The organism is Ensifer sp. YR511, assembly GCF_900103045.1.
GTDB classification, from domain to species: Bacteria; Pseudomonadota; Alphaproteobacteria; order Rhizobiales; family Rhizobiaceae; genus Ensifer; species Ensifer adhaerens.
Map to the genome: position 1 here is coordinate 31412 of NZ_FNGR01000027.1, position 22015 is coordinate 53426.

26 protein-coding genes are annotated in these 22015 nt (G+C 59.6%); 6 read left to right on the forward strand and 20 right to left on the reverse strand.

Translation table 11 applies throughout. From position 1 onward, the window contains the following. Nucleotides 1-5 precede the first annotated feature (5 nt). The 3 genes from BLU15_RS29805 to BLU15_RS29815 all read left to right on the forward strand — a co-directional run bounded on the left by BLU15_RS29805 (nt 6) and on the right by BLU15_RS29815 (nt 2343). A complete protein-coding gene (locus BLU15_RS29805; RefSeq protein ID WP_060583819.1) occupies nt 6-1523 on the forward strand; it encodes a tripartite tricarboxylate transporter permease in 1518 nt (505 codons plus the stop codon). Nucleotides 1524-1729: 206 nt separating this feature from the next. Further along, nucleotides 1730-1897, forward strand: a complete 168-nt coding sequence (locus BLU15_RS29810) for a hypothetical protein (protein WP_089045897.1) — start codon at nt 1730-1732, stop codon at nt 1895-1897. A 278-nt stretch (nt 1898-2175) separates the two neighbouring features. Beyond that, nucleotides 2176-2343 carry a hypothetical protein gene (locus BLU15_RS29815; protein ID WP_089045876.1) on the forward strand — a complete coding sequence of 56 codons (168 nt, stop codon included), beginning with the start codon at nt 2176-2178 and terminating at the stop codon, nt 2341-2343. A gap of 185 nt (nt 2344-2528) precedes the next feature. Here BLU15_RS29815 and BLU15_RS29820 read toward each other — a convergent pair whose 3' ends face one another. The 15 genes from BLU15_RS29820 to BLU15_RS40240 all read right to left on the reverse strand — a co-directional run bounded on the left by BLU15_RS29820 (nt 2529) and on the right by BLU15_RS40240 (nt 13535). Continuing rightward, entirely contained in the window at nt 2529-2975 is a 447-nt protein-coding gene (locus BLU15_RS29820) for a universal stress protein (RefSeq protein ID WP_090300420.1), read from the reverse strand. 101 nt (nt 2976-3076) lie between these two features. Beyond that, a complete protein-coding gene (locus BLU15_RS29825; protein ID WP_060643727.1) occupies nt 3077-3352 on the reverse strand; it encodes a hypothetical protein in 276 nt (91 codons plus the stop codon). A gap of 99 nt (nt 3353-3451) precedes the next feature. Next, nucleotides 3452-4444: a P-type DNA transfer ATPase VirB11 gene (virB11, locus tag BLU15_RS29830; RefSeq protein ID WP_060582405.1), complete on the reverse strand. Its 993-nt coding sequence runs from the start codon at nt 4442-4444 to the stop codon at nt 3452-3454. Between the two features lie 10 nt (nt 4445-4454). Beyond that, nucleotides 4455-5627 (reverse strand): type IV secretion system protein VirB10, encoded by a 1173-nt coding sequence (gene virB10, locus BLU15_RS29835; RefSeq protein WP_090300422.1) that lies wholly within the window; start codon nt 5625-5627, stop codon nt 4455-4457. A gap of 9 nt (nt 5628-5636) precedes the next feature. Continuing rightward, entirely contained in the window at nt 5637-6491 is an 855-nt protein-coding gene (gene virB9 / locus BLU15_RS29840) for a P-type conjugative transfer protein VirB9 (RefSeq protein WP_090300424.1), read from the reverse strand. Beyond that, nucleotides 6491-7162 carry a VirB8 family type IV secretion system protein gene (locus BLU15_RS29845; protein WP_060582390.1) on the reverse strand — a complete coding sequence of 224 codons (672 nt, stop codon included), beginning with the start codon at nt 7160-7162 and terminating at the stop codon, nt 6491-6493. The genes virB9 and BLU15_RS29845 overlap by 1 nt, the downstream gene beginning before the upstream one ends. A gap of 4 nt (nt 7163-7166) precedes the next feature. Next, nucleotides 7167-7442 (reverse strand): hypothetical protein, encoded by a 276-nt coding sequence (locus tag BLU15_RS40235; protein ID WP_090300426.1) that lies wholly within the window; start codon nt 7440-7442, stop codon nt 7167-7169. A gap of 38 nt (nt 7443-7480) precedes the next feature. Next, nucleotides 7481-8416 carry a TrbL/VirB6 family protein gene (locus tag BLU15_RS29855; protein ID WP_090300428.1) on the reverse strand — a complete coding sequence of 312 codons (936 nt, stop codon included), beginning with the start codon at nt 8414-8416 and terminating at the stop codon, nt 7481-7483. A gap of 3 nt (nt 8417-8419) precedes the next feature. Next, a complete protein-coding gene (locus BLU15_RS29860) occupies nt 8420-8650 on the reverse strand; it encodes an EexN family lipoprotein (protein ID WP_060582387.1) in 231 nt (76 codons plus the stop codon). Beyond that, on the reverse strand, nt 8647-9345 hold the full coding sequence (virB5, locus tag BLU15_RS29865; protein ID WP_090300430.1) for a P-type DNA transfer protein VirB5: 699 nt from the start codon (nt 9343-9345) through the stop codon (nt 8647-8649). The genes BLU15_RS29860 and virB5 overlap by 4 nt, the downstream gene beginning before the upstream one ends. Then, the gene (locus tag BLU15_RS29870; RefSeq protein WP_176960395.1) at nt 9345-11729 is read right to left on the reverse strand and encodes a VirB4 family type IV secretion/conjugal transfer ATPase; all 2385 of its coding nucleotides are present in this window, start codon (nt 11727-11729) and stop codon (nt 9345-9347) included. The genes virB5 and BLU15_RS29870 overlap by 1 nt, the downstream gene beginning before the upstream one ends. Beyond that, entirely contained in the window at nt 11704-12039 is a 336-nt protein-coding gene (locus BLU15_RS29875) for a VirB3 family type IV secretion system protein (protein WP_060582385.1), read from the reverse strand. Before BLU15_RS29875 ends, BLU15_RS29870 begins: the two co-directional genes overlap by 26 nt. Before the next feature lie 4 nt (nt 12040-12043). Beyond that, entirely contained in the window at nt 12044-12343 is a 300-nt protein-coding gene (locus BLU15_RS29880) for a TrbC/VirB2 family protein (RefSeq protein WP_060582384.1), read from the reverse strand. Continuing rightward, complete coding sequence (locus BLU15_RS29885; RefSeq protein WP_060582383.1) at nt 12340-13011, reverse strand: lytic transglycosylase domain-containing protein; 672 nt, start codon at nt 13009-13011, stop codon at nt 12340-12342. Before BLU15_RS29885 ends, BLU15_RS29880 begins: the two co-directional genes overlap by 4 nt. Nucleotides 13012-13013: 2 nt before the next feature. Beyond that, nucleotides 13014-13535 (reverse strand): hypothetical protein, encoded by a 522-nt coding sequence (locus BLU15_RS40240; protein ID WP_090300486.1) that lies wholly within the window; start codon nt 13533-13535, stop codon nt 13014-13016. Nucleotides 13536-13628: 93 nt separating this feature from the next. On the opposite strand from BLU15_RS40240, the gene BLU15_RS29895 reads away from it, so the two are divergent. Further along, nucleotides 13629-13991, forward strand: coding sequence for a helix-turn-helix domain-containing protein (locus tag BLU15_RS29895; RefSeq protein ID WP_060582382.1), 363 nt, complete (start codon nt 13629-13631; stop codon nt 13989-13991). 186 nt (nt 13992-14177) lie between these two features. Here BLU15_RS29895 and BLU15_RS29900 read toward each other — a convergent pair whose 3' ends face one another. The 3 genes from BLU15_RS29900 to BLU15_RS29910 all read right to left on the reverse strand — a co-directional run bounded on the left by BLU15_RS29900 (nt 14178) and on the right by BLU15_RS29910 (nt 17574). Further along, on the reverse strand, nt 14178-15710 hold the full coding sequence (locus BLU15_RS29900; protein ID WP_090300432.1) for a hypothetical protein: 1533 nt from the start codon (nt 15708-15710) through the stop codon (nt 14178-14180). A gap of 51 nt (nt 15711-15761) precedes the next feature. Then, entirely contained in the window at nt 15762-16466 is a 705-nt protein-coding gene (locus tag BLU15_RS29905) for an autoinducer binding domain-containing protein (protein ID WP_063979496.1), read from the reverse strand. Between the two features lie 148 nt (nt 16467-16614). Then, on the reverse strand, nt 16615-17574 hold the full coding sequence (locus BLU15_RS29910) for a LysR family transcriptional regulator (RefSeq protein ID WP_082584582.1): 960 nt from the start codon (nt 17572-17574) through the stop codon (nt 16615-16617). Between the two features lie 151 nt (nt 17575-17725). On the opposite strand from BLU15_RS29910, the gene BLU15_RS29915 reads away from it, so the two are divergent. After that, on the forward strand, nt 17726-18619 hold the full coding sequence (locus BLU15_RS29915; RefSeq protein WP_090300434.1) for a nucleotidyltransferase and HEPN domain-containing protein: 894 nt from the start codon (nt 17726-17728) through the stop codon (nt 18617-18619). 218 nt (nt 18620-18837) lie between these two features. Here the strand turns inward: BLU15_RS29915 and BLU15_RS29925 are convergent, their stop codons facing one another. Beyond that, complete coding sequence (locus BLU15_RS29925; protein WP_063979503.1) at nt 18838-19119, reverse strand: hypothetical protein; 282 nt, start codon at nt 19117-19119, stop codon at nt 18838-18840. A 116-nt stretch (nt 19120-19235) separates the two neighbouring features. After that, on the reverse strand, nt 19236-20390 hold the full coding sequence (locus BLU15_RS29930; RefSeq protein WP_089045890.1) for an amidohydrolase: 1155 nt from the start codon (nt 20388-20390) through the stop codon (nt 19236-19238). 513 nt (nt 20391-20903) lie between these two features. Between BLU15_RS29930 and BLU15_RS29935 the strand changes: the two genes are divergently transcribed. Beyond that, nucleotides 20904-21929 (forward strand): BMP family protein, encoded by a 1026-nt coding sequence (locus BLU15_RS29935; RefSeq protein ID WP_090300439.1) that lies wholly within the window; start codon nt 20904-20906, stop codon nt 21927-21929. The last annotated feature ends 86 nt before the right edge of the window (nt 21930-22015 follow it).

Genomic DNA, 22015 nt, shown 5'->3' on the forward strand with positions numbered 1-22015 from the left:
CGACCATGGCTACTTTTGAATTCCTGATGCAGGGATTGCTGGTTGCTGCGCAGCCAATGAACCTGCTCTACGCGCTGATCGGCGTAACGCTCGGCACGGCGGTCGGCGTCCTGCCCGGCATCGGCCCGGCACTGACCGTGGCGCTCCTGCTGCCGGTCACCTACCGTCTCGATCCCGGCGGCTCGCTGATCATGTTTGCCGGCATCTATTACGGCGGCATGTATGGCGGCTCGACCACGTCGATCCTGCTCAACACGCCCGGTGAAAGCGCCTCGATCGTGACTGCGCTCGAAGGCAACAAGATGGCGAGGGCGGGTCGCGGCGGGCCCGCACTGGCAACGGCCGCGATCGGCTCCTTCGTCGCCGGCCTGATCGCCACGCTTGCTCTTGCCTTCATCGCGCCTTACATCGTCAAGCTGGCCCTGGTTTTCGGTCCGCGCGAATATTTCGCGCTGATGGTTCTCGCCTTTGTCACCGTTTCCTCCGCCTTCGGCGACAGCACCCTTCGCGGTCTGACATCGCTGTTTGTCGGCCTGGCGCTTTCAGTCATCGGCATCGACCAACTGACCGGCCAGGCACGTCTTTCCTTTGGCGTTCCCGAATTGCTTGACGGCATCGAAGTCACGACGCTCGCCGTTGCCATGTTCGCCATCGGCGAGACGCTCTACATCGCTGCACAGGGCGACAAGGGGCCCGACAAGGTCGAGGCCGTCCGTGGCTCTGTATGGATGAATGCGGCCGACTGGGCACGCTCCTGGAAGGCGTGGCTGCGCGGTACCCTCATCGGCTTCCCGATCGGCGCCATGCCGGCTGGCGGCGCTGAGATCGGCACCTTCCTGTCCTACGCCACCGAAAAGCGTCTGACGAAGCATCCGGAAGAATTCGGCAATGGCGCGATCGAAGGCGTCGCCGGTCCGGAAGCGGCCAACAACGCCTCGGCCGCTGGCACGCTCGTGCCGCTCCTGACGCTTGGCCTGCCGACCACGGCAACCGCGGCGATCATGCTTGCCGGCTTCCAGCAGTATGGCCTCCAGCCCGGACCGCTGCTGTTTGCGACCAATCCGCAGCTCGTCTGGGGCCTGATCGCCAGCCTTCTGATCGCCAACTTCATGTTGCTGGTTCTGAACCTGCCGCTCATCGGTCTTTGGGTGAAGCTGCTGACAGTTCCGAAGCCTTGGCTCTATGCCGGCATCCTGCTGTTTGCCACGCTCGGCACGATCGGGGCCAACCCGTCGGTCTACGAGCTCGGCATGTTGCTCGCCTTCGGCCTGCTCGGTTACGCGATGCGCATCTTCGGATATCCGATCGCGCCTGTCGTCGTCGGCCTGATCCTGGGCCCGCTCGCCGAACAGCAGCTGCGCCGCGCGCTCGCGATCAGCCAGGGGGACTACTCGGTCCTGTTCACCTCGCCGATTGCCGCAGGCCTCCTGATCATCGCAGCTGCAGCGCTGATCGTACCGCTCATCCTTCGGGCCCGTGGCCGCGGCGAAGTCCTTTCGCAGCTCGCCGCCAACGAAGACTAAGCCCCAATAACAATCGGGTCCGGAAACCCTTTCGGACCCGATTGACATAGCGCCTCCTCCCAAGGCCTATCCGAAGGCCCGGCCGGTTTGAAAACCGACCGGGCCTGCTTCCTTTGCATGGCTGGCCTGTCCGATTGTGCATTGCAATAAGACCGACCAAACCCCATCTTTTGCTCATCAAAGAGAAAACGAAAGCGAGCAAGAAGATGGCTACCACAACTTACCACAAGGGTTTCATCGGTCGTGCATTCGCAGTTCTCGGCGCTGCTAGCGCTGCCGCCGCCGCTGTCGAAGGTCACCGCCGCCCGAAGGCAAGCGACCTGCGTACGCTGGGCATCGATCCGGCGAACTTCCCGGACACGCGCCGCGGCTAACATATTCCAGCGCCCCGAGGGGCGCCTTATCCTCCCAAGGATATAACGGCTCGGGGTCGAGAGACCACCGAGCCGTTTTATTTTCCGGCAGCCGGCATCTTCAGCCCCCGGCACTTCATAGACCCGGCTCAAGAGGGCAGACGGTCCGACGCCCACTCGTCCCAAGTTGAAGCAGCGTGCTTTCGTTGCATGGCTGGGGTGCTTCATTGTGCATTGCAAAAAGACCGACCAGACCTCATCTTTATTTCATCGAAGAGAAAACGAAAGCGAGCAAGAAGATGACTACCACAACCTATCACAAGGGTTTCATCGGTCGTGCATTCGCAGTTCTCGGCGCTGCTAGCGCTGCCGCCGCCGCTGTCGAAGGTCACCGCCGCCCGAAGGCAAGCGACCTGCACACGCTGGGCATTGATCCGGCGAACTTCCCCGACACGCGCCGCGGCTAACAAATTCCAGCGCCCACGAGGGCGCCTTATCCTTCCAAGGATGATGAAGAACGGCTCGGGGTCGAGAGACCACCGGGCCGTTGCCATTATGGAAAAGCGCGTCCCTCCTCGTCGGGGTTCGTCGAACGCCGTCAACGCGTTGGCGGCGTATGTAGGACATCAACGAGGCGTCGCGCGACGTCGCCTCACTTCTTCGCGCGATAGATCAATACCGGTATCGTGGAGTGAGCCAGCACCTTGGCAGCTACGCTGCCGAGCATCAGGCTTCCGACTCCACTGCGACCATGGGACGCCATGATGATGAGATCGGCATCTTTGTATATCGCCTGGTCGCAGATCGCGCGGTAGACCTCGTGGCTGCGGACCTGCTCCGTCTGGCACTCCACGCCTTCCGCCGCAGCCTTGCGCGCTAAAGCCGCGAGCATTTCCGCGGCATGTTTGCTGGCCAGCGCCTCGTATTCGGTGCGCGTGCTCGACAACTGCTCGGGATCGACCGAATAGAGGTGGAATGGTTCGGTAACGGCAAGGATGTTCACTCGTGCGCCGCCGTCCTTTGCAAAGGTTATGCCTGCATCGACAGCGATTGTTGCTAAGGGCGAGCCGTCGGTGGCTATAAGAATATTGCGAAACATGGGATCCTCCTCTTCCAAGCTCCAGAGGAAGCTTAGTGCGTGGAGAGGCCTATTCCTTTGATCCCGATCAACGTTCCGGATTTCAGCAGGGAGGCGAATACTTAGCGACCTTTGTCGAAGCGGAAAAAATGTCGCAGTCGCCGCCGCAGGATGACGGACCAAGGCACCTCGGCATTGATCGCCTGGTAGCCAGCTTGTGTCAGCGAGAATTCAACGCGACCGTCATCTACCTCTCTTCGCGTGATGTATTGCATGTTCAGGGCGCGAAAGACCGCCGGGTGCAGTTCCGGTGGCCAGTAGATTTCATCTCCCGGCACCCGATAGGCGCCCGCGTTATAGAGCTCCTCAAGCACGTTCCTTAAATCACTGGCCAGCATTCGATGTTTATCCCGCGCAGCGTGTGGTGTGGCAATGTGCGACACGACGAACTAACGAAATAGGTCGTCGCTCCAGCACCGTTCCTAAACATCTATTCGTCAATGGGCCCTGAAATAGACTTCCGTTACGCGAAACTGCCCATCGATGCGCTTGCATTGTACGATGACGTCAATGGCGATTTTCAAGAGTTCGCGAATGTCGGTGCGCTGCAGGTATTGTCCGCCCTCCGATTCCTTTACCAGAAGGGTCAACTGTTCAAACGCCAGTTTCGCGGAGTCAGCGTGCACCGTTGTGATTGAGCCGGGATGCCCAGAGTTCACGTTGCGGATGAAGTAGAAAGCCGTCCCATCGCGCAGTTCCTGCAATAGGATTCGATCGGGCCGCATGCGCAGACAGGATTCCAGGAGCTCCTTCACGCCGACTTTGGCGAGCCCCTGACCTCCCTTGGAATAGAATAACCGCGCGTGGTTCGGCTGATGAATCACGAGTTCCGGCGTGTCTTCGATAGAGATGACCCGCTCATCATCCGGAATATGACGAATGAGTGCCTTGGAGAGCGTTGTCTTCCCCGACCCCGTCGCTCCTGAGATGACGATATTCTTCCGGGCCAGCACCGCCTGGCGAAGGAACTCGGCCCACGCGCCCGTCTGATGCAGATCGATGAGTTTCCGGTCCGTCGCACCGGCCATGTGACTGCCGGGCGCCATGTCAGTGAACAAGCCACCCTTCTCAAGGTCGCCAAGACTTAATGCGGCCGACGAGGGCTTTCGGATGGTGATGCTGACCGTGTTCCGAGTGGTCGCAGGCGGGATGACGATCTGGATTCGCTCATTCCCCGGCAGTGTTGCCGACAGGATCGGCCGCGTTTCATCGATGGATTGATGGGAAAGACTAGCCACGGCCCTGGCAAGGCGCATCAGCTTTTCAAAGGATAGCTCCGGCAGATTATGGGTCCGCCATCCACCAGAGCCTTCTGTCAGCACCTGGCCTGGCCTATTGACGATCACTTCGTAGAGCGAGGGGTCGTCAAGGTACGGCATGAACGGAGACAGCAGTTCACGAACGACCGTCGCATCAGGACCTTCGGTCATCGCCCGCACCCTACTTCGTCACGCGCGCCGACCGCGGGCGGACATCTCCCAGCAACGCGCGGTCAAGGATTTTGTTTTTCGGCCCGATCACGCGCAATCCGTAAACACCGGAAAAATCGAGATCACGCGCGACGAAGATCGAGACGAGCTCGCCTTGGTTCTTATTGAGCGTTGGCGGAATGTTGATCGATTGCTCGACGGCGATGGCTGCCGCCTGCTGGCCTGCGTTTGTGGTGGTCTCAGCGTCGACGTCGCTGTTACGCAGGCGACTGTTGGCGTAGCTCGTGGCATCGCCGACGATGGACAGGAGAAGCGCACTCCCGAACCGCTCCCACCAGTGAGTGTCGACATAGCCATTCACGCCCGCCCGGCCGAGCACATCCGTTGCCGGCGAAGCCAAGGTGACGATGACGCCGTTCGGGGTCTTCGCGCGGTTCCAGAGCACGAATAGGCGCTTCTGTCCTCGCTGGAGGCCGCCCCGATATTCGCCAACAACTTGCGTACCTTTCTCCATCAGGACAACCCGGCCATTGTCCGATAGAACATCTCGGTTGATTACGCAGCTGGTGAAGCCGGGTTGATCGGATGCCATGGCAGTTTCCAATACGCACGGAATTGACGATCCCATTGCAACTACGAAGTTCCGATTGCCGAGCGTGCCGGCGCGCGAGCCCTCAAGCCTGGTCGGCCGTAGCAGCCCGTTGAACCGCTGCTCGTCGGCGTTGGCCGAGTTCTGACCCATCATGCTTCCATCAAGCGGCACGAAATGGCTGTCCGCGGGCACCGCCGGATCCGCGGTCTCATGGTGCGACGTTGAGTTCTTCTGTCCACCGCTGAAGGCCATGACCGGCGCCCGGCGCGCCGAGTCGAGCAGGGGATCTTCGGCCTGCACCTCCTCTGCCGCGCGCGGGGTCGGCAGCTTCACTTCCGGCACGGCTTGGACCGGCTCCATCTTCTCCTTGACGGGCTCGAAATTCGCCGTTTGCCGGATGACAACCCGCTCGGGTCTGGTTCTGTCCGTCGGAGTGTGCTCGCCGCTCATCGACCACAGGGCGAAAGCGACAAAGGTAACAACAGCCAGCGCAACCGCGCCGCGCTTCAAGAAAGGATTGCTGTCGATCCTCCCCCCGGGAACCGTTTCGCCGCGCTCCCCCGGTATCCGGTTTTCATCTTCCTCAAGCATGACTGTCTCCTATTGCGCCGCGCCGGCTTCAGTCCGAACGACCCGCTCGACCGACGGCGAGGTCGTGTTGGTGTCCGGATTGATACCGACGCGGTCATAGGCCTCGTTGAAGACGCAGAGCACGTCCCGTCCCCTCCGCAGGATGAACTTCCGGCCAATCGCGTGGGCCAGGACAAGATTGCCGTCTACGGATTTCGGCACCAGGCTTTCACTACCGTCTGAGTTCTCGATGTAGATCGCGGGTATTTCCTGATTGCCGACGAAGGCAAATGTCGTAACCTTGCCATTGTCGTAGACCGAGTGCGGCTCCAGCGCCTGGGAGCCCTGCGCCGAATAACGCCAATTCCGAGCACCATAGCCCTCATGAATGGCCAGGGCATTGTCGGCCTCCTTCGACTGAGCAGCGATCTCTCGCGCCGCCGCAGCTTGGCGGCGCCGCTGCGCTTCATCGGCCGGGTAGCGGTACTTGACGTAGAAGTAGGTGTTATGACCCACCTCCACTTTTCCGTCCCGCACCATCAGTTCCATTTGGTAGCTTCGGGTCGAGCCGTCGCGCCGAGTGGAGACGACAGAGAGATTGGTGACCGGCTGATTTTCCCGCGGTTTGAGAAACAGGATGTTTCCTGCCGGCGCCACCTCCCAAGCTACACTGTTGCCCAGCGCAACATGGGCGATCTCCTCGTCGGCCGCGAACTCCACCTGCACCGAAGAACGCAAGGAGCCTATGATGCGAGTGATGTTGTAGGGCTGGTAATCGACAAAGCGGACACGACTGTCCTGCGCCGCGCCGCGCGGAATATCGAGTGCAGATGCCGTGCTGGCGGACGTCGTAAGGAGGAGAGTAGCAATGAAAATAGGCCGCATCAGTTGATGGCCTCCGGATCGGCTCGGTATTCGCTGACGGCAAAACCGAGAGGATTCACCAGCCGATCCGTCGACGACATCGGCGCGTTTGCATAGGAGAACGTCAGCGTCGCAACCCAATGGGTTGTCCGGACTTCTTCCCCGCGGGTGATGGTGCGCATGTAGCGGACGGAGACGACATGCGAATTGATCAGCGAGATCGATGCGATGCTGATGCGTGCGGTGGCGCCGCGCCCATAGGTGTTCTGCGGCGACGCCGGATTGCTGCCGCGATAGAGGGCCGAGAACCGAGCCTGCTCCGGCTGCGTCGAAAGAAGAGCGACTGTGCGGAAGTTGTCCTCTGCCTCGCTCCAGACGTAGCTTTCGCGAGCGCGGACGTATTTCGCGGCGAAGTATTTCGTCACGGCCTCGTCATAGGTGCCGGCCGTCGACGTCAGCGCCGAGACGACATCAACGATGCCTGTCGAATTGTCGACACGCACGACAAACGGCTCGACCGACTTCAACGGCGTGAGGCCGGCAACGGCAAGGATCGAAGCGCCGGCGAGAATGCTTGCCGCGACGGCAATGGACCAGGCAACGCGTGAAGAGCGCTCGACCTGGATCATGCGTTCCTGGTCGAAGCGCCGCGCCTTGTCAAAGTATGTCTTGAGTTCGTCGCCGGAGACCATCGCGTCAGCCCCCGCCTGGACGATAGGAGGCGTCGACGTCGAACTGGGCAAAGGCGAAAGATTCCCTACCCTCTTCGACATACGCGGTGGCGACGGACTGAGAGGTCGCCGGTCCCGCATAGGACTGTTTCTGTTTGACGTTGCTATTGTCTTCCCACTGCCACATCGAGCGATTGAGGGGGCGGCGCGAATAGCCATCGCAATTTGGGAGCGGATACGTCAGCTTTGCGCAGCCGCTTAAGGCAGCCGCCATGCAGAGCAGCGGAAATGTTCTGATCATTCCTGAAGAGCCCTTTTTTCTTGTTCGTGCGAAAAGCGTCACGAGCCCGAGCCTTTCGAGCTGAAGGTTCGACCAATGGCCCGGACACCGCGTCCGGCCGCACGGGCGGTATGGGACGCCGCCCAGGCGAGCGTGCTTTCGTGGGCGTCGCGTGCAGCGCCGTAGCCGTAGGTCAACGACGCGCCGCCGGCGGCAAGCGCCGAAGCAATGTTCGGAAGCTGATAGAAGACATAGAGGGCAGCGAGGCAGATGGCGCAGAGCGCGGTTGGACGCATCAGCACGTCGGAATATCCTTGAATTGCCGTGAAGGTCGTATCGATGCAGGTGATCAGCAGTGAGCCGACGGCGACGACGAGCACCTGGAGGATCACGAAGTTTGCAAGTTGTCCCAGCCACGCCTCGGTGAAGCGCCGCGTCGCCTGAAACATCGCCAGGGCCACGAAGATCGGACCGATGGCGAGCACGATGGCAAGCGCCAGCCGGGCATAAAGCGATACAACGTAGCCGATCGCCGCTACCGTGAAGCTCGCGCCGATCACCATTGCGCCACCGATACCCATCACAATACTCGACGACCAAGTAGCACGGGACCAGATATCGACGGCTGTATCCTGTCCCTTGTCGAGCAGACTGTCGAACGTTGTAGCGCTCGGCGCCGCGCCGGTGTTCAGTGCCTGCGATAACTCACGCGGCAACACGTCGAAGAAGACGTCTGTGACGTAGGTCTGGTATTCGTCGGCGTCCCTCACCAGCGTCGCGATGATGGCTAGCTTGATCGTCCGAAATGCGAAGTCGAGGATGGGTTCCTGGACCGAGCCGCGGAGCACGAGATAGCCGTAAAGCACGACGTAGAGCGTGACCGCTGCCGTCAGGGGACCCGAGATCCACTCGGAGACGTTCGAGGTTCCGTCGGAGATAAAGGTCTCCAGCGGAGCCTTGAACTGCTCGTCGACGAAGGCGAAGACCTGATACATGCCTCAGCCTCCAAGCGCTTTTCGCATGCGTCGAAAGCTAGCCTTGAAATCTGCAGCCGCTGCGTTTTGACAATTCGGTGTATTTCCTAATTCACCGGGGTTGGTGCCACACGCCGCCATGATTTCGGCCAGCAGAGCCTCGTCGGCGATGAGTTCGTCGACAGTGTAGGTCCGTTCGGCTTGCTCGGAGCAGCTGACCAATAGGACAGCGAGAAGAACGATATGGCCCTTCATTGCAGTGCAGCCTTCATTGCATCCATGCGTCGGCGCCAGTCCTCCACCTCGCGCTGCTCGTCGACCTGTGCCTGTGCCTGCTGGACCATTCGGAGGGCCTCCATGCGCAGTACATCGGCCTGGAGGAAAGCTGTTTCTGCCTGAAGTCGCGCCTGAAGGTCGGCTATGTCCTTGGCGTCAGCCGCTGTCGAAATCTTCTCGCGCAGTTGGTCAATGCCATCGACGCGCTTGGCCGCGGCATCGTAGATATGCTGCGCTAGGCTCATCTGCCCGGCATTCTTGTTCTGAATGCGGGAAAGCTCCTGCGCGTAGAAGTCCTCTGCGCTGGTCCGATAGGTCGAATTACCCTCAAGGAATTTTGTGGCCGTATCGCCGAACACGCCCGTTGCGCTTCCCTTGAACAGTCCCTCGATGACGTTAAAGTCCTCAGGCAGCGCCTTGCGAACGGCAGGATCGTTCAAGACGCCGGCAACATCCGCCATGTCGGTGATCTTGTTGAGCGAGCCGTAAAGCTGCTGCGCCTGCTCTATCTGCTGGTTGAGCGCATCAAGCTGAGCTTTCAGTTGGGCGATACTCTCGAGGTGCTTGGCGATCGCGGTTCGGTCGATCACCGGGATTCCCTGCCCGGCTGCCGTGCCGGCGCAGAGAATGAGCGCCGCGGCTATTGCCGCGCCGTGAATTCGATTAGAAGCCATTAGCTCAATCTCCTTCTTTGCTGAAAAATCGGAAGCCAATCCGCGAGCCGGTCGCCGACTTCTGTGCGGATGGCATCGGCGAGTTCGACATTCGCGGTGCGGCCGGAGAGGATGGCAAGTTCGTCGTCAAAACCGCTGAGGTTCAGTTCGGCGACAACGCTATTGTGTCCTTGCTTCAATATGAATCGGCGGCTCTCGACGGAGAGCTCGCGTGCAATGAGTTCATACTCCCGCTCGGTGAGCTTGAAGCCGTCGACATAGTCGGCGTAGTTACTGCGGGAATTCGGTAGGAAGATCTGCGTCGGGCATTGCTCGATGATCGTATGAGCGATCGGCGATACGATCGCATCGCGCGGGCTCTGCGTAGCAAAGAGCATAAGCCCGTTCTGCTTGCGGATCGTCTTGAGCTTGTTCTGTGCGAGATCGCGAAATCCTTCGTCCTGGAGCGCCTTCCAGAACTCATCAATAACGATGATGATGCGCCTGCCATCGATCAGTTGCTCGACGCGATGAAAGAGGTAGGCCATCAGCGGCGTGCGGATTTCCTCGTTGTCGAGGAAATCGGTCATGTCATAGCCGACGAATTTGCCGTCGAAGCCGATGTCCTCAATAATGTTATCGAACACCCAACCGAGCGGGCCACCTCTCTCCCATCGCCGCAGTCGCGCGGCAATGCCTTCGGGATCGGCGTTGTTGAGGAAGGTCCTGAGCGCGCCGATCGTCCGGCGCCCCACCGGCAAGTCGGCAAGGCCGTCGATCGCGGAGGCGATGTCGCGGAGCTCGGTCACAGTCAGTTCCCGTGTCGCCGAGCCGACAAGCCTGCCGACCCAGCGCGTCAGAAACACCTTGTTGTCCGGCGTCGGTTCCAGTGCCTTCAGGGGAGCGCACCCGGTCGGGGCACCATTCTTCAGCGGCAGATAGGTGCCGCCGGCGGCGCGCACGTAGAGATCAGATCCCCTGTCCTTATCGAAAAACACAACATGCGGGTCATGTTTCTCGAGCTGCGACAGCATGAAGTTCAAAAGCACGGTCTTGCCGGCACCGGACGGTCCGCACACGAAAGTGTTGCCGAGATCGCCATAATGGAAATTGAAGTAGTACGGTGACCCCGACGCCGTCTTGAGAAGAGCGACGGCAGGTCCCCATTCATTGCCGTGCTTCCGACCGATCGGGTAGGAGTGGAATGGTGCGAGCGCCGCGAAGTTGCGCGACGTAATCGCGCCGGACCGGGCGCGATAGCGGAAGTTCCCTGGTAGTTGTGCCCACCAGGCCGCCTCGAGGCCGAGATCCTCGCGCGCGACGACGGCGGCTCCACTGGTCAGGCTGGCGCGCGCCTTGGCGAGATTGTCGGTCAGTTCCTTCACCGATGGTGCAAAGACGGAAAGCGTCAGGTGGTGCTCGCCTAGCACGAACCGATTGGACTCCAGATCGTCCATCGCCCCATCAAGTTCCTCGATCTGCGAGGCCGCCTTGTCCCCACTGCTGACCATCTGGTTTTGCTTGCGGCCCATGATCACGCGGGCGTCCGCTTTCGAGACGAAGGAGAAGGATTGCGTCAGGATCAGTTCGAAGGGACTAGTGAGCACACCGTCGAGCATGCCGGTCCGAGTTCTGGCCGGATATTCCTTAAAACTCAGCATGCCGGCAAAGCGGCTTTCGGCCTCGTGCCGGATCTCGACTGTCTCGCGGCCGACAATGACACGATCCGAGTAGATCGCCGAGGCGATACGCCCCTCCGTCAGCGGGATCGGCTCCCGACGGCCGCCGACGAACTGATGCAGCACTTCGCTCGGCTCCGAGAACAACAGGCCGTCACGTTCGTAGAGGCACAGCACGCGCGGTTCGAAGCGTTTCAACGCCGCTGTGACATCGATGACCTTGTCGCGGAGCTGCTTGAGGGCTTCCTCGTCTAGTTCGGCCCCGGCCTGACGTGCCCGACGCAAGCGCGCCAGCAGCCTTGCCGCCTTGTCGGACGGATCGCGGGCCGGAGACCACAGGATCGTCAGATAGAGGTCGTTGCGAAACAGGTCCTCCCCAACCATGCGCGCGCGATACTTATCATTGAGCGCCGCCGAGAAAGGTGTGGTGAACGTGCCTTCCGGATAGCTGTTGTCGCGACGGCGGATGAGATGAGTCCACAAGGCAAGCCGCTCGTCGGCGATGTTCCGATAGAGCGTGTTGAGGTCCCGATGCAGAGCATTCAGGTCGAGAACATCCGCGGTCTCGAAAGAGACGCCTTCGAGCGCGATCATTACCATCAGCGCCCGGGAACCGAGCGCGATCGTCGACACGTCGACATGGCGGACATAGGGGATGAAGGTCTCCGGACCGAGTTCGCGAGATCTGAGTGTGGTCAGGCTAGGCAAATCCGAGGTCCCTTTCATCGTATTTCCGGGCGAGCTTCAGGGGACTAAGCGTCGCTCCGCCCCAAAAGGCGCTGTTGCGCGACCGGCCACGCGTCTCCACCCAAACCAGCAAGATGCGGAACATGTTGTGGTCGTGTTTGACGAGCGCGCGGAAAATGAGGTGAAAGACGACGCCAACAGCCAAGTAGGCGATCGAGCCGGCGACGATGTAAAGAATGGTCGTCAGCATGATGTTCATACCCATGGCTTCCATCGTCACGCCCGCGATCATCGCCGGCCGGGTGCAAGCGATGAACAGCGTGTCTTCCTCAAGCCGCGAACTCGCCATGGCGTCAGCTTCCGACGATGGTGTTCACGAGTTCGGTAGCGCCGAAGATGCCGCCAATGCCGATGATCCAGAACCCTGCCCGTCTCAGATCCATGTAGCCGAACATCCAGGCTATGCAGATCACGATGATCGCGATGACGGCCAGAAGCTTGGCGATGTTGCCCGTCAGCATATCGACGATGTTCTGCAGCACGGTTTCGATGCCGGCCGCCTGCGCGAAGGCAGGTTCGACCATGGATGCCAGGATGGCCGTTGCCATTACGGCGGATGCGGCGATCGGGCGGATACGGGCGCTGAAAGTCATTCACTCTCCTCCATATGACTGTTCTGAAACACGAGGACGGAGGACCTCCGTCTCGATCTGAAAACGTCCCAGGACGGCACCGACGCCGTTTGATCGGCAAGGGCCTCGTCCTTACGTGCATCGCCGATCGCCTCGACAAGAGGCGCTTCGTTGAGCTCCCTCTCCCGTCCATCATCTTCGATCATGAGCGTCGTGATGGTGCTGGCGAGCCGGCTTTCTTCCTGGCGGACCTGCTCATCGTACCTGACCATCGCGCCGACAGATGGATCGTTTCGTCCGTAGTAGGAGTGCAGCATCACCTGTTCGGCCCGGCTCGGGTCAGCGCCCGCTTTCACCGCCAGCCGGTAGTACCCATCGAGAATGGTGGCCGTGGCCCGAAGGTTGCGGCATGGGTCGAAGGCATCTGAAATCGATAGATTGAGCTTGCGGAGTTCTTCCATGCCGATGCCGCCGAGGCCGAGCTGTATGTCGTGCCGCTCGGCTGCCAATGACGTGGCGATTGCGATCGCCTTCACCTTGGTTGTGGGCTGCACCGAGAGTGTCGCGCCGCTGTTGACCCGGATGGCGAAGGGTTCGAACCGGCTTTCAAGGCTGACGATGGCGGCGAGCGTCTCGCTTGCAATTGTGGGTGCGCACGTTTGCGCCAAATCGAGGAAAGCAACAGGCATGCTCAGTACCACACTCGTTGCTTGCCAACCCCGTCGATGATCACGTCGATGTAATGGGGTTGGGGGCGGATGTTCGGTCGAGTCGTCACATAGCGCTGACACTGTGTACGGCCGTCTCTCCGCCGCCACGCTGCCGATGAGTTCATCCGATCATCGTTGGAGTAGCATTCAGCGTTCGAGACGGTCTGTTGCGTGGCCGAGATACAACTCGCTTCGAGCCCATGGTCTCCATACCGCGTTGTCAGGCGATAACCGTCATTGCAATAATAGGGGTCGTATCGAGGACGCGAGGCCTGAAACCCAACGCTGCCGCAAGTGGGAAAGGAGCGCCCTCTTGCAAGCGCGCGCCAGAGCCTGTGGATTGGCGCCCGGCATTCCGCGTATTGCGTCGGACCGCTCGGATTGGAAAGGCACAGGATAACCTGGCACCCCCATTCGCCCGCCTGCGCTTTACTCTCGAAAACAAGATAGAATGGCGCTAAACTGGCTGCAGTGACAAATGCCCGTGTAAGAGACTTGTTCATGGCCACCACCTTCACCAACGCGATTGTGCGCAATCCTAATAGCGGCGCAATTTCGCGACGCTTTTTACAATCATATATCTGACAGTATAAAAAATGACAAGCGCACTTAATGCCCATTGGCAGAGCCAGCTGTTTTCGGCTTACGCACTGCAGGAAGTTTTCGACAAACCGGTTGAGGGAGAGACGCCGCAATCGCGTTTGAAGCAGGTCGGAATGATGACGGTGCTCTATATGATGCATCAAAACCATGAAAAGCTAACGCTCTCGAATATAAGCCAAATTACCGGTTTGACGCGCAATGCTGTGGCGGAATCGATCGATCCTCTGATCGCGCGGGGGATATTGACCGAAACGATTGTGAAGAATTCGATGGGACGAGGAACTGCGAGGCAGTTTGAGTTCTGCCCGGACGTTTTCGATCGCCTGAGGTTAAGTCCCGAGCAGCAAAAACCTTGAACTTAGTGATTTTTTTACGACACTAACAGCATCACGCGACGGCGGCGTTGAACCAGCACGCGCAGCATCGTGACCTTTCAGAAGGCGTAGGTTTGGGGCCGATAAATTCAACTCGGCCATCCAGGTCTGCTTTTCGGCGGCCGTCAGGCGAATGCCTGCATCGCGATATCCCAAGAGGTACTTTAATCACTTGGCCGTGCGCCGCAGCTCTTCCAGTAGCGGTCGCAGCTTGTGCTTGCGCCGGTGCTGCTCGATAAGCCCATCAAGGTACGCAAGCCACTGGCCGGACCGCCCGCAAGCCTTATACGCGCGGGCGGCAATCCCGAGCCACAATGCGGCCGTGTCATAGCGGCTTGATCTTCCTTTAGACATAATCGGGTCGGCCATGCGGTATGCAAGGACAATCACCCAATCGGGGTGATCCGCCAATGCCCGTTCAGCAAGTCGACCCAGCGTAGGGTCACGTGGACTGAAGAAACGCGTTTCCTGCAGGTCGATGCAAGCAACGGCGTCGGCGACCAAGTCCTCGTCGAGCAGGATTTCGATCCGCTCATAGGCGTAAGGTGCCGCCGTCAGCGCCGCAAGCAGCAATTCGCGCAACTTCGGCCAATCCGGCGGAGCAACGAGTTTCTTGGCCACGCGGAAATCTTCCCGTGCAAGGCTTTCTTCGAAGGCTACTTGCGTTGCCTTGAACATCATATCCCGATTGCCTACCTCATGCGCCTTTTCGCGCAGCCAGCGTGCCAGCATTGCCCTGCCTGTTCTGTGATGCCAGTTTTCTTCGCCTTCGTCGCGCCCGTCTCGCGACAGCCCCCAGGCAGCAAGGTCGAACGCGGTTTCCACCCGGCCGACAGAAGCCACGACCTCGACAAGCCGCAAGAGATCACCATGGGAGGTTAGGCGCACATGGGCGAGCGCGACCGCCTCACCGACACGCCCCATCTGCGCCAGCTTCACAGCATGGTCGCAATGAAACCCAGCCGCACGGGAAAGGTTGAGGAAATGCTCACCACGCCCCATGGCTTCGAGCGCGGCAAGTCGGGCCCGCGTCAGATCGGCATCGAGCGGATCGCTACCTCCTCCAGGCGGCCAGCTCTGCCCAAGCCCTGCGAGCGTCGCCTGAAGGCCTGGCTCGTCCCAGCCCTGCATGCAAGCTGCAATGGCAGTAGCAAAGGCATCGTCGGCGCCGAATTCTGCGAGTTCGCGCTGCCAGTCGGCCAATTCATCGGCGAGGTTATCGCGCGCCTCCTGTGAGACACCATCCATGAGGGCGGCTTGAGCGATCAATTGATCAAGCCGGGGAAAGAACTCGTGCAGGGTTTCATCCCAATCGGCGTTTTCCGGCCAATATGCGGCCAGCCCCGAGGCAACGGGCTTCAAGATCGTTAATGCATGGGCGCCGCGCCCGGTAGCAAGAAGGGGTTCAGCCTCGTCAATCAGTTGTTCGAGCGCCGCTTCATCGATACCCGCAGACCGTTCGCCCCAACTGTGCCGATGCCGCCCCGAACCGGTCGAAGCGAAAAGCGCTTCGGCGCGACGACGAAACGGCACCGGATCGAGCAGCGCGCTTGCCTCGTCAGCTACCGAAGCCGCGAACCTGGCATCGAGCCAAAGGGCAAAGCCCTCGTCTCTCTCGGCACGTTCCAGCACAAGCGCCTCAAGCCGTTCACGCGAAATCGCCCGTAAATGCTCCGCGCGCTCGTTCGCCGCCTGCTTCATCTGTACTCCTAGAAATTCGACTTCAGACGTTTGGCGGCGAAGCGCTTGGCTTCAAATCAGCTTTAGCTTCGTCGCCAGAGCCGTCGCCTGCGGAAGCGAGTAGGCATTTAGCTTCCTGCGCGCATTATTCATGTGGAAGTTGACGTTCCAGTAGGTCATGTTCTCGATGTCGGCGATTGCTCTCATGGATTTGCCCTCGGACGCCCACTTAAGCATAAGCGCCTGTCTAGTGGTCAAAGCGATGCTCGGTTTTGCTGTAGGCTCAATGTTCGTTTGCTCGATCCGCACATGAAGCTGGGCGACCGCCATGGCGGCCGCTACCGGATCGACATCACCTTTCAGCGAGAGGGAAGGCTTGTGTGAGGCCATGGTCAGCATTGCTATACGTCTGAACGCAGTCGCGACTGGAATGGTGATCCCCGACCGAATACCGAAACCGGCGGCATCCAGATAAAACTGCCGAACGCGCCTCGATCTGACAGTCCTTGAATTTTCGGAAGACCAGGTGAACGCCTTCATCGTCGCCCTTGCAATCTGGATCACGGGATCGATCTCGTTGAAGCTTTTGGCGAAGTACCAATCCTGCCATTCAGGATGATAATTCGAAACGGCGAATGTTCCGATTGGTTGAAGATTAAGGTAGGCGTAATACTCGAAGCCGAGCTCTTGCGCGAGCTCGGTGAGCGCTTCATTGAACATCTCCTTGGTGCGCGCCACGGTGGAAACATCGGTTAGCTTCTGAAACCAGCCCTTCACCTTCTCCTCCTTTTTTGCCCTCTCGTCTTACTCAAACAATACTCGGCCCAGCGACATTCTGGACCTTTTGGAGAGCCGCCGGCAAGTTGTGCTCCTGCCAAGGACCCCCATCGCCAACCTCTGACGGCTTACGTTGCCACTTACCTACCTATTCGCCATGGGCCGGAAGACCGCGCTTGGTGTTGCTTCTTCCGGTATCGTCACCCACAGCTTTAAGCGATCTCGATGCCGCGGCCAGCGTGCGGGCAACTTCTACGATCTCTTCACGGTTCGCGGTCGGGTCCTCTTTGTTCCACGCAAGCCCCATGCCGATCGTGAAATCCACCCCCTCCACTTCCCGAAGGCGGAACGACTGGTGGGGCAAATCTCTGGTCCATTCCGGCACGAAACCTACGCCCATCCCGGCCGCAACCAGCGAAACCAACGAGAGCGTGTCGTCGCAACTACAGGCAACCTGATCGAGAAGGCCAAATTTTCTGAACTGCTCGAAGAAGTACTTTTCCGTGTAAGATAGATTTGAGCGGGAAAAGGAGATGATCCGTTCCCGTTTCAGATCGCTCATTGTGACGGTCTCCGCCGTCTCAAGCCGGCTGCCAAGTGGCACCGCCAGAAGATATCGTTCGTTGGCGATGCTCTGCCAACGGAGCGATCCGATGTTTTCGACCGGCCGGATGAAGCCAAGGTTGATACGGCCCTTCTCCAGGTCGCGGATGATTGCATCGGTGGAACCACTGCTCACGTGGATCTGAATATCGGGAAATCGCTTGCCGAGCTTGTTCAGAAAAAGCGGCAAGACACCGAAGGTCGCGGGATATATGGTTCCGATGGTGATCCGATCGACATTCTTGCCCGCAACGGCCCGGACGATAGCGGAACTGTTTTCGATCTCCCGCAGAACATTGATGCACCGCTCGTAAAAAACTTCGCCGGCTTTTGTCAGTTGAACACGACGCGTAGAGCGGATGAGAAGCTGAACGCCGAGCTCCTTTTCCAGCGTTTGTATCTGCACGCTAAGGGCGGGCTGCGCCATGGAGAGCGTCGCCGCAGCGCGCCCGAAATGCAACTCCTCGGCCAGGGTTGCAAAACACCTCATTTGACGGAATTCCATTCGCCTGTCCTCTGCATCCACGCAAGCCAGTCTACAAGGACACATATCATCCATTAATCGCGGAGTTAGATCAATCTGTTATTTTTTAATAACACGAAACCCATAAATTGCTGCAGTAGACGGCGAATCGTCTTTATCCTATCGGTTGAGTATGAAAACGAGCCTGGAACATCTTCCCGAGAAGAAGCAGCGCGAGATTGCGCGCGTCGTGGAGATCATTCACGAGGAGTTTGCCGATGCACTCGAGGGGGGCTCGGCCGACTTCAAGAAGCGCGGTCGGATCCTGAAAATCATCCTCTTCGGCTCCTACGCCCGCGGCACCTTTGTTGACGAACCGCATACGATGAAGGGCTATCGCTCCGATTACGATATCCTCGTCATTGTCAATTCGAAGAAGCTCGCAGAACCGCAATACTGGGATAAGGCTACCGACCGTCTGATGTGGGACAAGGGGGTCTCGACGCCGGTTGGGCTGATCGTCCATGGCGCCCGGGAGGTGAACAACTTCCTTGCGGACGGACAATATTTCTTCGTCGATATTCTGCGCGAGGGCATCGTGCTCTACGAACTCGACGACCGGCCGCTGGCCGAGCCGAAACGGCTCTCCCCAGCTGATGCGTTTCGATTTGCCAAGGAGTATTTCGATGACCGGATACCTCACGCGAGGGTCTTCTTAAAGACCGCAACGTTCTGCGTCAGGGAACACGACCTCAAAGAAGCGGCTTTTCTACTGCACCAAGCGATCGAACAATCGTACGCGGCGGTTCTCTTGGTCCTCACCAACTACAGCCCGCCGTCGCACAACCTCAAATTTCTCCGCGGTCTCGCCGAGGATCGCGACCAGCGGCTCGTCGAGGCTTGGCCGCGGGACCAGCATCGCTTTACCGCCTGGTACAACGTTCTCAACGAAGCCTATGTGAAAGCACGTTATTCGAAGCACTTCGAGATCACCGAGGAAGGGCTCGGCTGGCTTCTCGAGCGGACGGAGCATCTCCTCCGCCTCGTCGAGATGATCTGTCAGGAGCGGCTGGCGGAATTGGAATAGGGCTCAGCCCAGCTCCCACATACCTACAGCTCGGCACGGCATGCGTTGAAATGAGATCAGGGCGCGATCAACCTCGGGATCGTGCCGCCCGAAGGCGCCCTCGACCATGCCCGAGACGTCCCTGCCGTCGGCGCCCCATCTTTGTGCAGTGTCTATGTTGCCGCGCTTCAAGGCTTCGCCCAACGAGGTCCTGATAGTCGTCCTGTTTGCAGGATGCATCAATTAGCGATGCGCCTGGTGCACTGGTTCTCTCCTTTGATGCAGGCAATCTCCGCCGTCGAGCATTCGGCAATGCCATTAACGATAACGCAGTGCGAGCATTGATCGGTGAATTCCAGGCAATCCGGATTGGCCTTGATGAAGTCTTGCAGGCTGGCATTCTCGGTCTGCTGCGGCTCAGGAACAGCATCGGCAGCCGGCGTATCCGCCGCCTGAGCGGCGGTCATCCCCGCGATGGCAAGCGCCAGGCAAAGCGCGACACGAATGTTGAACTGCCTCATCCCCTGCTCCTTCTCAGCGTACATCCGGCGCGACGTGAAACGGCTCTCGGCCGAAACTGCGCACTGTGAGAGAGTGCCGTCACGGCGCCCGCCGTGCAAGCGACCGTCCGGCGCCCTCACCCCAGTTCGTTGCGGATCGCCCGCATGAACACCTTGGCGCCGATACCGATCAGGCCATCGGGAAAATCATAATCAGGATTGTGCAGCCGCGCGTGGTTTTCGCCAGCGCCGAGGAAGAACATCGCCGCTGGCGCCACGCGCCCGAAAAGCCCGAAATCCTCCGAACCCTTCATTGGCAGCACGCCCTCGCCGCGGTCACGGCTGACGCCCTCCTCGTCCATGGCCCGTCCAAGCGCCGTCACGGCGCGTTCCGCATTGCTGCACTGGTGGAACACGTCCTCGTAGCCGATCGTGACCTTCAGCCCGGCAGCACCGGCCTCTTTCGCAACCAGCCACTCGGCCCGGGCGACGAGATCGGCCATGCGCTCGTCGGTCAGTGTGCGCAGCGTCGCCCAGATCTCGGCATAGCCGGGGCTGATGCCGAAGGCCGCCTCGCCGAGGCGGGCATGCGTCACCGTGACCAGCGTGTAATCCTCGTTAAGCGGCCCGTTGTTGCCAAGCGCCGTCAGCCCGGAAAGCAAGGCGGCCATCGCAAAGGTCGGCGCAATGCCGTCCTCCGGCGTCGAGGCATGCGCGGTCTTGCCGGAAAGCGAAATCCGCATGCCCCGCGAGGCGCAATTGACCGGCCCTGAGCGCAGCGCCGCACGGCCAAAACTTAATCCCGGGAAGTTGTGCAGCGAGAAGACGAGATCCGGCTTGATCTCTTCAAATTTTGGGTCGGCAAGCACCGCCGCAGCACCGGCGCCGTTTTCCTCCGCCGGCTGGAACATCAGGATCGCCCGCCCCTTCGCTGGCCGTATTTGAGCGAACCCTTTGGCAAGCGCCATCAGGATCGTCATGTGGCCGTCATGGCCGCAGAGATGCCCCTTGCCCTTGATCTCCGAGCGATGGCCGATCTCCGAGATCTCCTCGATCGGCAACCCGTCGAGCTCGGCACGCACCATCACCGTCGGCCCTGGCTCTCGGCCCTCATAGATCGCCGCCACTCCGTGCCCGCCAAGACCTGTGATCACCGCATCCGGTTTCGTCTCGGCCAGAGCCTTGACGATCGTATCCGCCGTCTCCCGCTCCTCGCCCGAGACTTCCGGCCGCCGGTGCAGCTCGCGCCGAAAAACGGTGAGCGCCTCAAGTTCACGGTCGATCAGAAACATTCACGCGCCTCCGCTTCTTTATCAGGATAGAAGCTCCAGTTTCCGGCTCCACTGCTCATGCCTCTGGACAACGCATGATCCTGGTGACCTGGCCCCTTCAAAAGTCTCCCAGCCACGACCTTAGACCATCTTCGCTATTGAAAGAGAAGCGCGAAAGACGTCGTTGGACACAGCTGCAGTGGATCGACTTCAGCCCGATCTCACACTTGCTTTGCCGGTCGCACTGGAACTTGTTCGCCCAGGTCGCAACCAAGAAACCGGTTTCTCGAAACTGCGCCCAAAGTACGCACGGCTCTCGGTCTTCAAGTGAGGCCTCCAACTTGAATGATCGGTTAGCGGCTTCAGACGCGACACGTCTTTGTTCAGACTGCACAGAGCTTGTCGCGCAAGCTGCGTCATATCCGGTTGAATGGCGTACCACACCCCAATTGCTGCAAACTCCAACTTCCCCTACATTGACCAAGTGGTAAAAAAGACGCGCGCCAAACGCGCAATCAATCAGAGGGGAACTTAATGCAAAGCGATTCCTTCAATTTTGCCATTTCCAGAAGAACCCTGATCAAAGCTGCTGGCGCTTCCGCCGTGGTGGCGGCGACGGGTCTGCCGGGCCGTCTGCTCGCTGCGGATCCGATAAAGGTGGCGGCCATCTACACCGTTCCGGTCGAGCAGCAGTGGGTCAGTCGTATCCACAAGGCAGCGAATGCAGCCAAGGAGCGCGGCGACATCGAATATGTCTATTCGGAAAACACCGCGAACAACGATTACGAGCGCGTCATGCGTGAGTATTGCGAGGCGGGTCACAAGTTGATCCTTGGCGAGGTCTTCGGCGTCGAGGATGCGGCCCGCACGGTTGCCAAAGACTACTCGGATGTCGCCTTTCTGATGGGCTCGAGCTTCAAGCCCGACGCCGCTATTCCGAACTTCTCAGTTTTCGACAACTATATCCAGGACGCATCCTATCTGTCCGGCCTTGTCGCCGGCGCAATGACGAAGTCCAAGAACATCGGCATGGTGGGAGGCTATCCGATCCCAGAGGTTAACCGGCTGATGAATGCATTCATGGCCGGCGTGAAGGAAGTGGCCCCGGACACCAAATTCCAGGTCGCCTTCATCGGCTCATGGTTCGATCCGCCAAAGGCCAAAGAGACCGCTTTCGCCCAGATCGATGGGGGTGCGGACTTGCTATATGCTGAACGTTTTGGTGTGTCCGACGCCGCCAAGGAGAAGAAGGTCTTGGCCATCGGCAATGTCATCGATACCCAGGCGGACTATCCGGACACCGTTGTCGCATCCGCACTGTGGCATTTCGAACCGACGCTAGACAAGGCGATCAGCGAAGTGAAGGCCGGCGCGTTCAAGGCTGACGACTATGGCATCTATTCCTTCATGAAAAACGGCGGCTGTTCACTGGCGCCTTTCGGCACCTTTGAGAGCAAGGTTCCGGACGCCATCAAGGTCAAGGTCGCGGAAAAGGAAAAGATGATCAAGGACGGTTCGTTCGCCGTCGAGATCAACGACGCCGAGCCGAAGTCGACCTAGCCTTCCTTCCTCGCGTTCATGGGAGAAGTGGTCGGCTGTGGCGGACCAGGAATTACACTTCGCCAACAGCGACCATTCTCTCCTTG

What these genes read in the sequence shown, in the direction of transcription:
- BLU15_RS29900 (WP_090300432.1), bottom strand. Translation starts at nt 15,710, where the DNA reads ATGAAGCAGGCGGCGAACGAGCGCGCGGAGCATTTACGGGCGATTTCG.
- BLU15_RS29885 (WP_060582383.1), bottom strand. Translation starts at nt 13,011, where the DNA reads ATGCCTGTTGCTTTCCTCGATTTGGCGCAAACGTGCGCACCCACAATT.
- virB10 (WP_090300422.1), bottom strand. Translation starts at nt 5,627, where the DNA reads ATGCTTGAGGAAGATGAAAACCGGATACCGGGGGAGCGCGGCGAAACG.
- BLU15_RS29895 (WP_060582382.1), top strand. Translation starts at nt 13,629, where the DNA reads ATGACAAGCGCACTTAATGCCCATTGGCAGAGCCAGCTGTTTTCGGCT.
- BLU15_RS29935 (WP_090300439.1), top strand. Translation starts at nt 20,904, where the DNA reads ATGCAAAGCGATTCCTTCAATTTTGCCATTTCCAGAAGAACCCTGATC.
- BLU15_RS40240 (WP_090300486.1), bottom strand. Translation starts at nt 13,535, where the DNA reads ATGAACAAGTCTCTTACACGGGCATTTGTCACTGCAGCCAGTTTAGCG.
- BLU15_RS29810 (WP_089045897.1), top strand. Translation starts at nt 1,730, where the DNA reads ATGGCTACCACAACTTACCACAAGGGTTTCATCGGTCGTGCATTCGCA.
- BLU15_RS29910 (WP_082584582.1), bottom strand. Translation starts at nt 17,574, where the DNA reads ATGGAATTCCGTCAAATGAGGTGTTTTGCAACCCTGGCCGAGGAGTTG.
- BLU15_RS29825 (WP_060643727.1), bottom strand. Translation starts at nt 3,352, where the DNA reads ATGCTGGCCAGTGATTTAAGGAACGTGCTTGAGGAGCTCTATAACGCG.
- BLU15_RS29925 (WP_063979503.1), bottom strand. Translation starts at nt 19,119, where the DNA reads ATGAGGCAGTTCAACATTCGTGTCGCGCTTTGCCTGGCGCTTGCCATC.
- BLU15_RS29855 (WP_090300428.1), bottom strand. Translation starts at nt 8,416, where the DNA reads ATGTATCAGGTCTTCGCCTTCGTCGACGAGCAGTTCAAGGCTCCGCTG.
- BLU15_RS29870 (WP_176960395.1), bottom strand. Translation starts at nt 11,729, where the DNA reads ATGAAAGGGACCTCGGATTTGCCTAGCCTGACCACACTCAGATCTCGC.
- virB9 (WP_090300424.1), bottom strand. Translation starts at nt 6,491, where the DNA reads ATGCGGCCTATTTTCATTGCTACTCTCCTCCTTACGACGTCCGCCAGC.
- BLU15_RS29880 (WP_060582384.1), bottom strand. Translation starts at nt 12,343, where the DNA reads ATGACTTTCAGCGCCCGTATCCGCCCGATCGCCGCATCCGCCGTAATG.
- BLU15_RS29820 (WP_090300420.1), bottom strand. Translation starts at nt 2,975, where the DNA reads ATGTTTCGCAATATTCTTATAGCCACCGACGGCTCGCCCTTAGCAACA.
- BLU15_RS29805 (WP_060583819.1), top strand. Translation starts at nt 6, where the DNA reads ATGGCTACTTTTGAATTCCTGATGCAGGGATTGCTGGTTGCTGCGCAG.
- virB5 (WP_090300430.1), bottom strand. Translation starts at nt 9,345, where the DNA reads ATGGCTTCTAATCGAATTCACGGCGCGGCAATAGCCGCGGCGCTCATT.
- BLU15_RS29875 (WP_060582385.1), bottom strand. Translation starts at nt 12,039, where the DNA reads ATGGCGAGTTCGCGGCTTGAGGAAGACACGCTGTTCATCGCTTGCACC.
- virB11 (WP_060582405.1), bottom strand. Translation starts at nt 4,444, where the DNA reads ATGACCGAAGGTCCTGATGCGACGGTCGTTCGTGAACTGCTGTCTCCG.
- BLU15_RS29845 (WP_060582390.1), bottom strand. Translation starts at nt 7,162, where the DNA reads ATGGTCTCCGGCGACGAACTCAAGACATACTTTGACAAGGCGCGGCGC.
- BLU15_RS29815 (WP_089045876.1), top strand. Translation starts at nt 2,176, where the DNA reads ATGACTACCACAACCTATCACAAGGGTTTCATCGGTCGTGCATTCGCA.
- BLU15_RS40235 (WP_090300426.1), bottom strand. Translation starts at nt 7,442, where the DNA reads ATGATCAGAACATTTCCGCTGCTCTGCATGGCGGCTGCCTTAAGCGGC.
- BLU15_RS29860 (WP_060582387.1), bottom strand. Translation starts at nt 8,650, where the DNA reads ATGAAGGGCCATATCGTTCTTCTCGCTGTCCTATTGGTCAGCTGCTCC.
- BLU15_RS29930 (WP_089045890.1), bottom strand. Translation starts at nt 20,390, where the DNA reads ATGTTTCTGATCGACCGTGAACTTGAGGCGCTCACCGTTTTTCGGCGC.
- BLU15_RS29915 (WP_090300434.1), top strand. Translation starts at nt 17,726, where the DNA reads ATGAAAACGAGCCTGGAACATCTTCCCGAGAAGAAGCAGCGCGAGATT.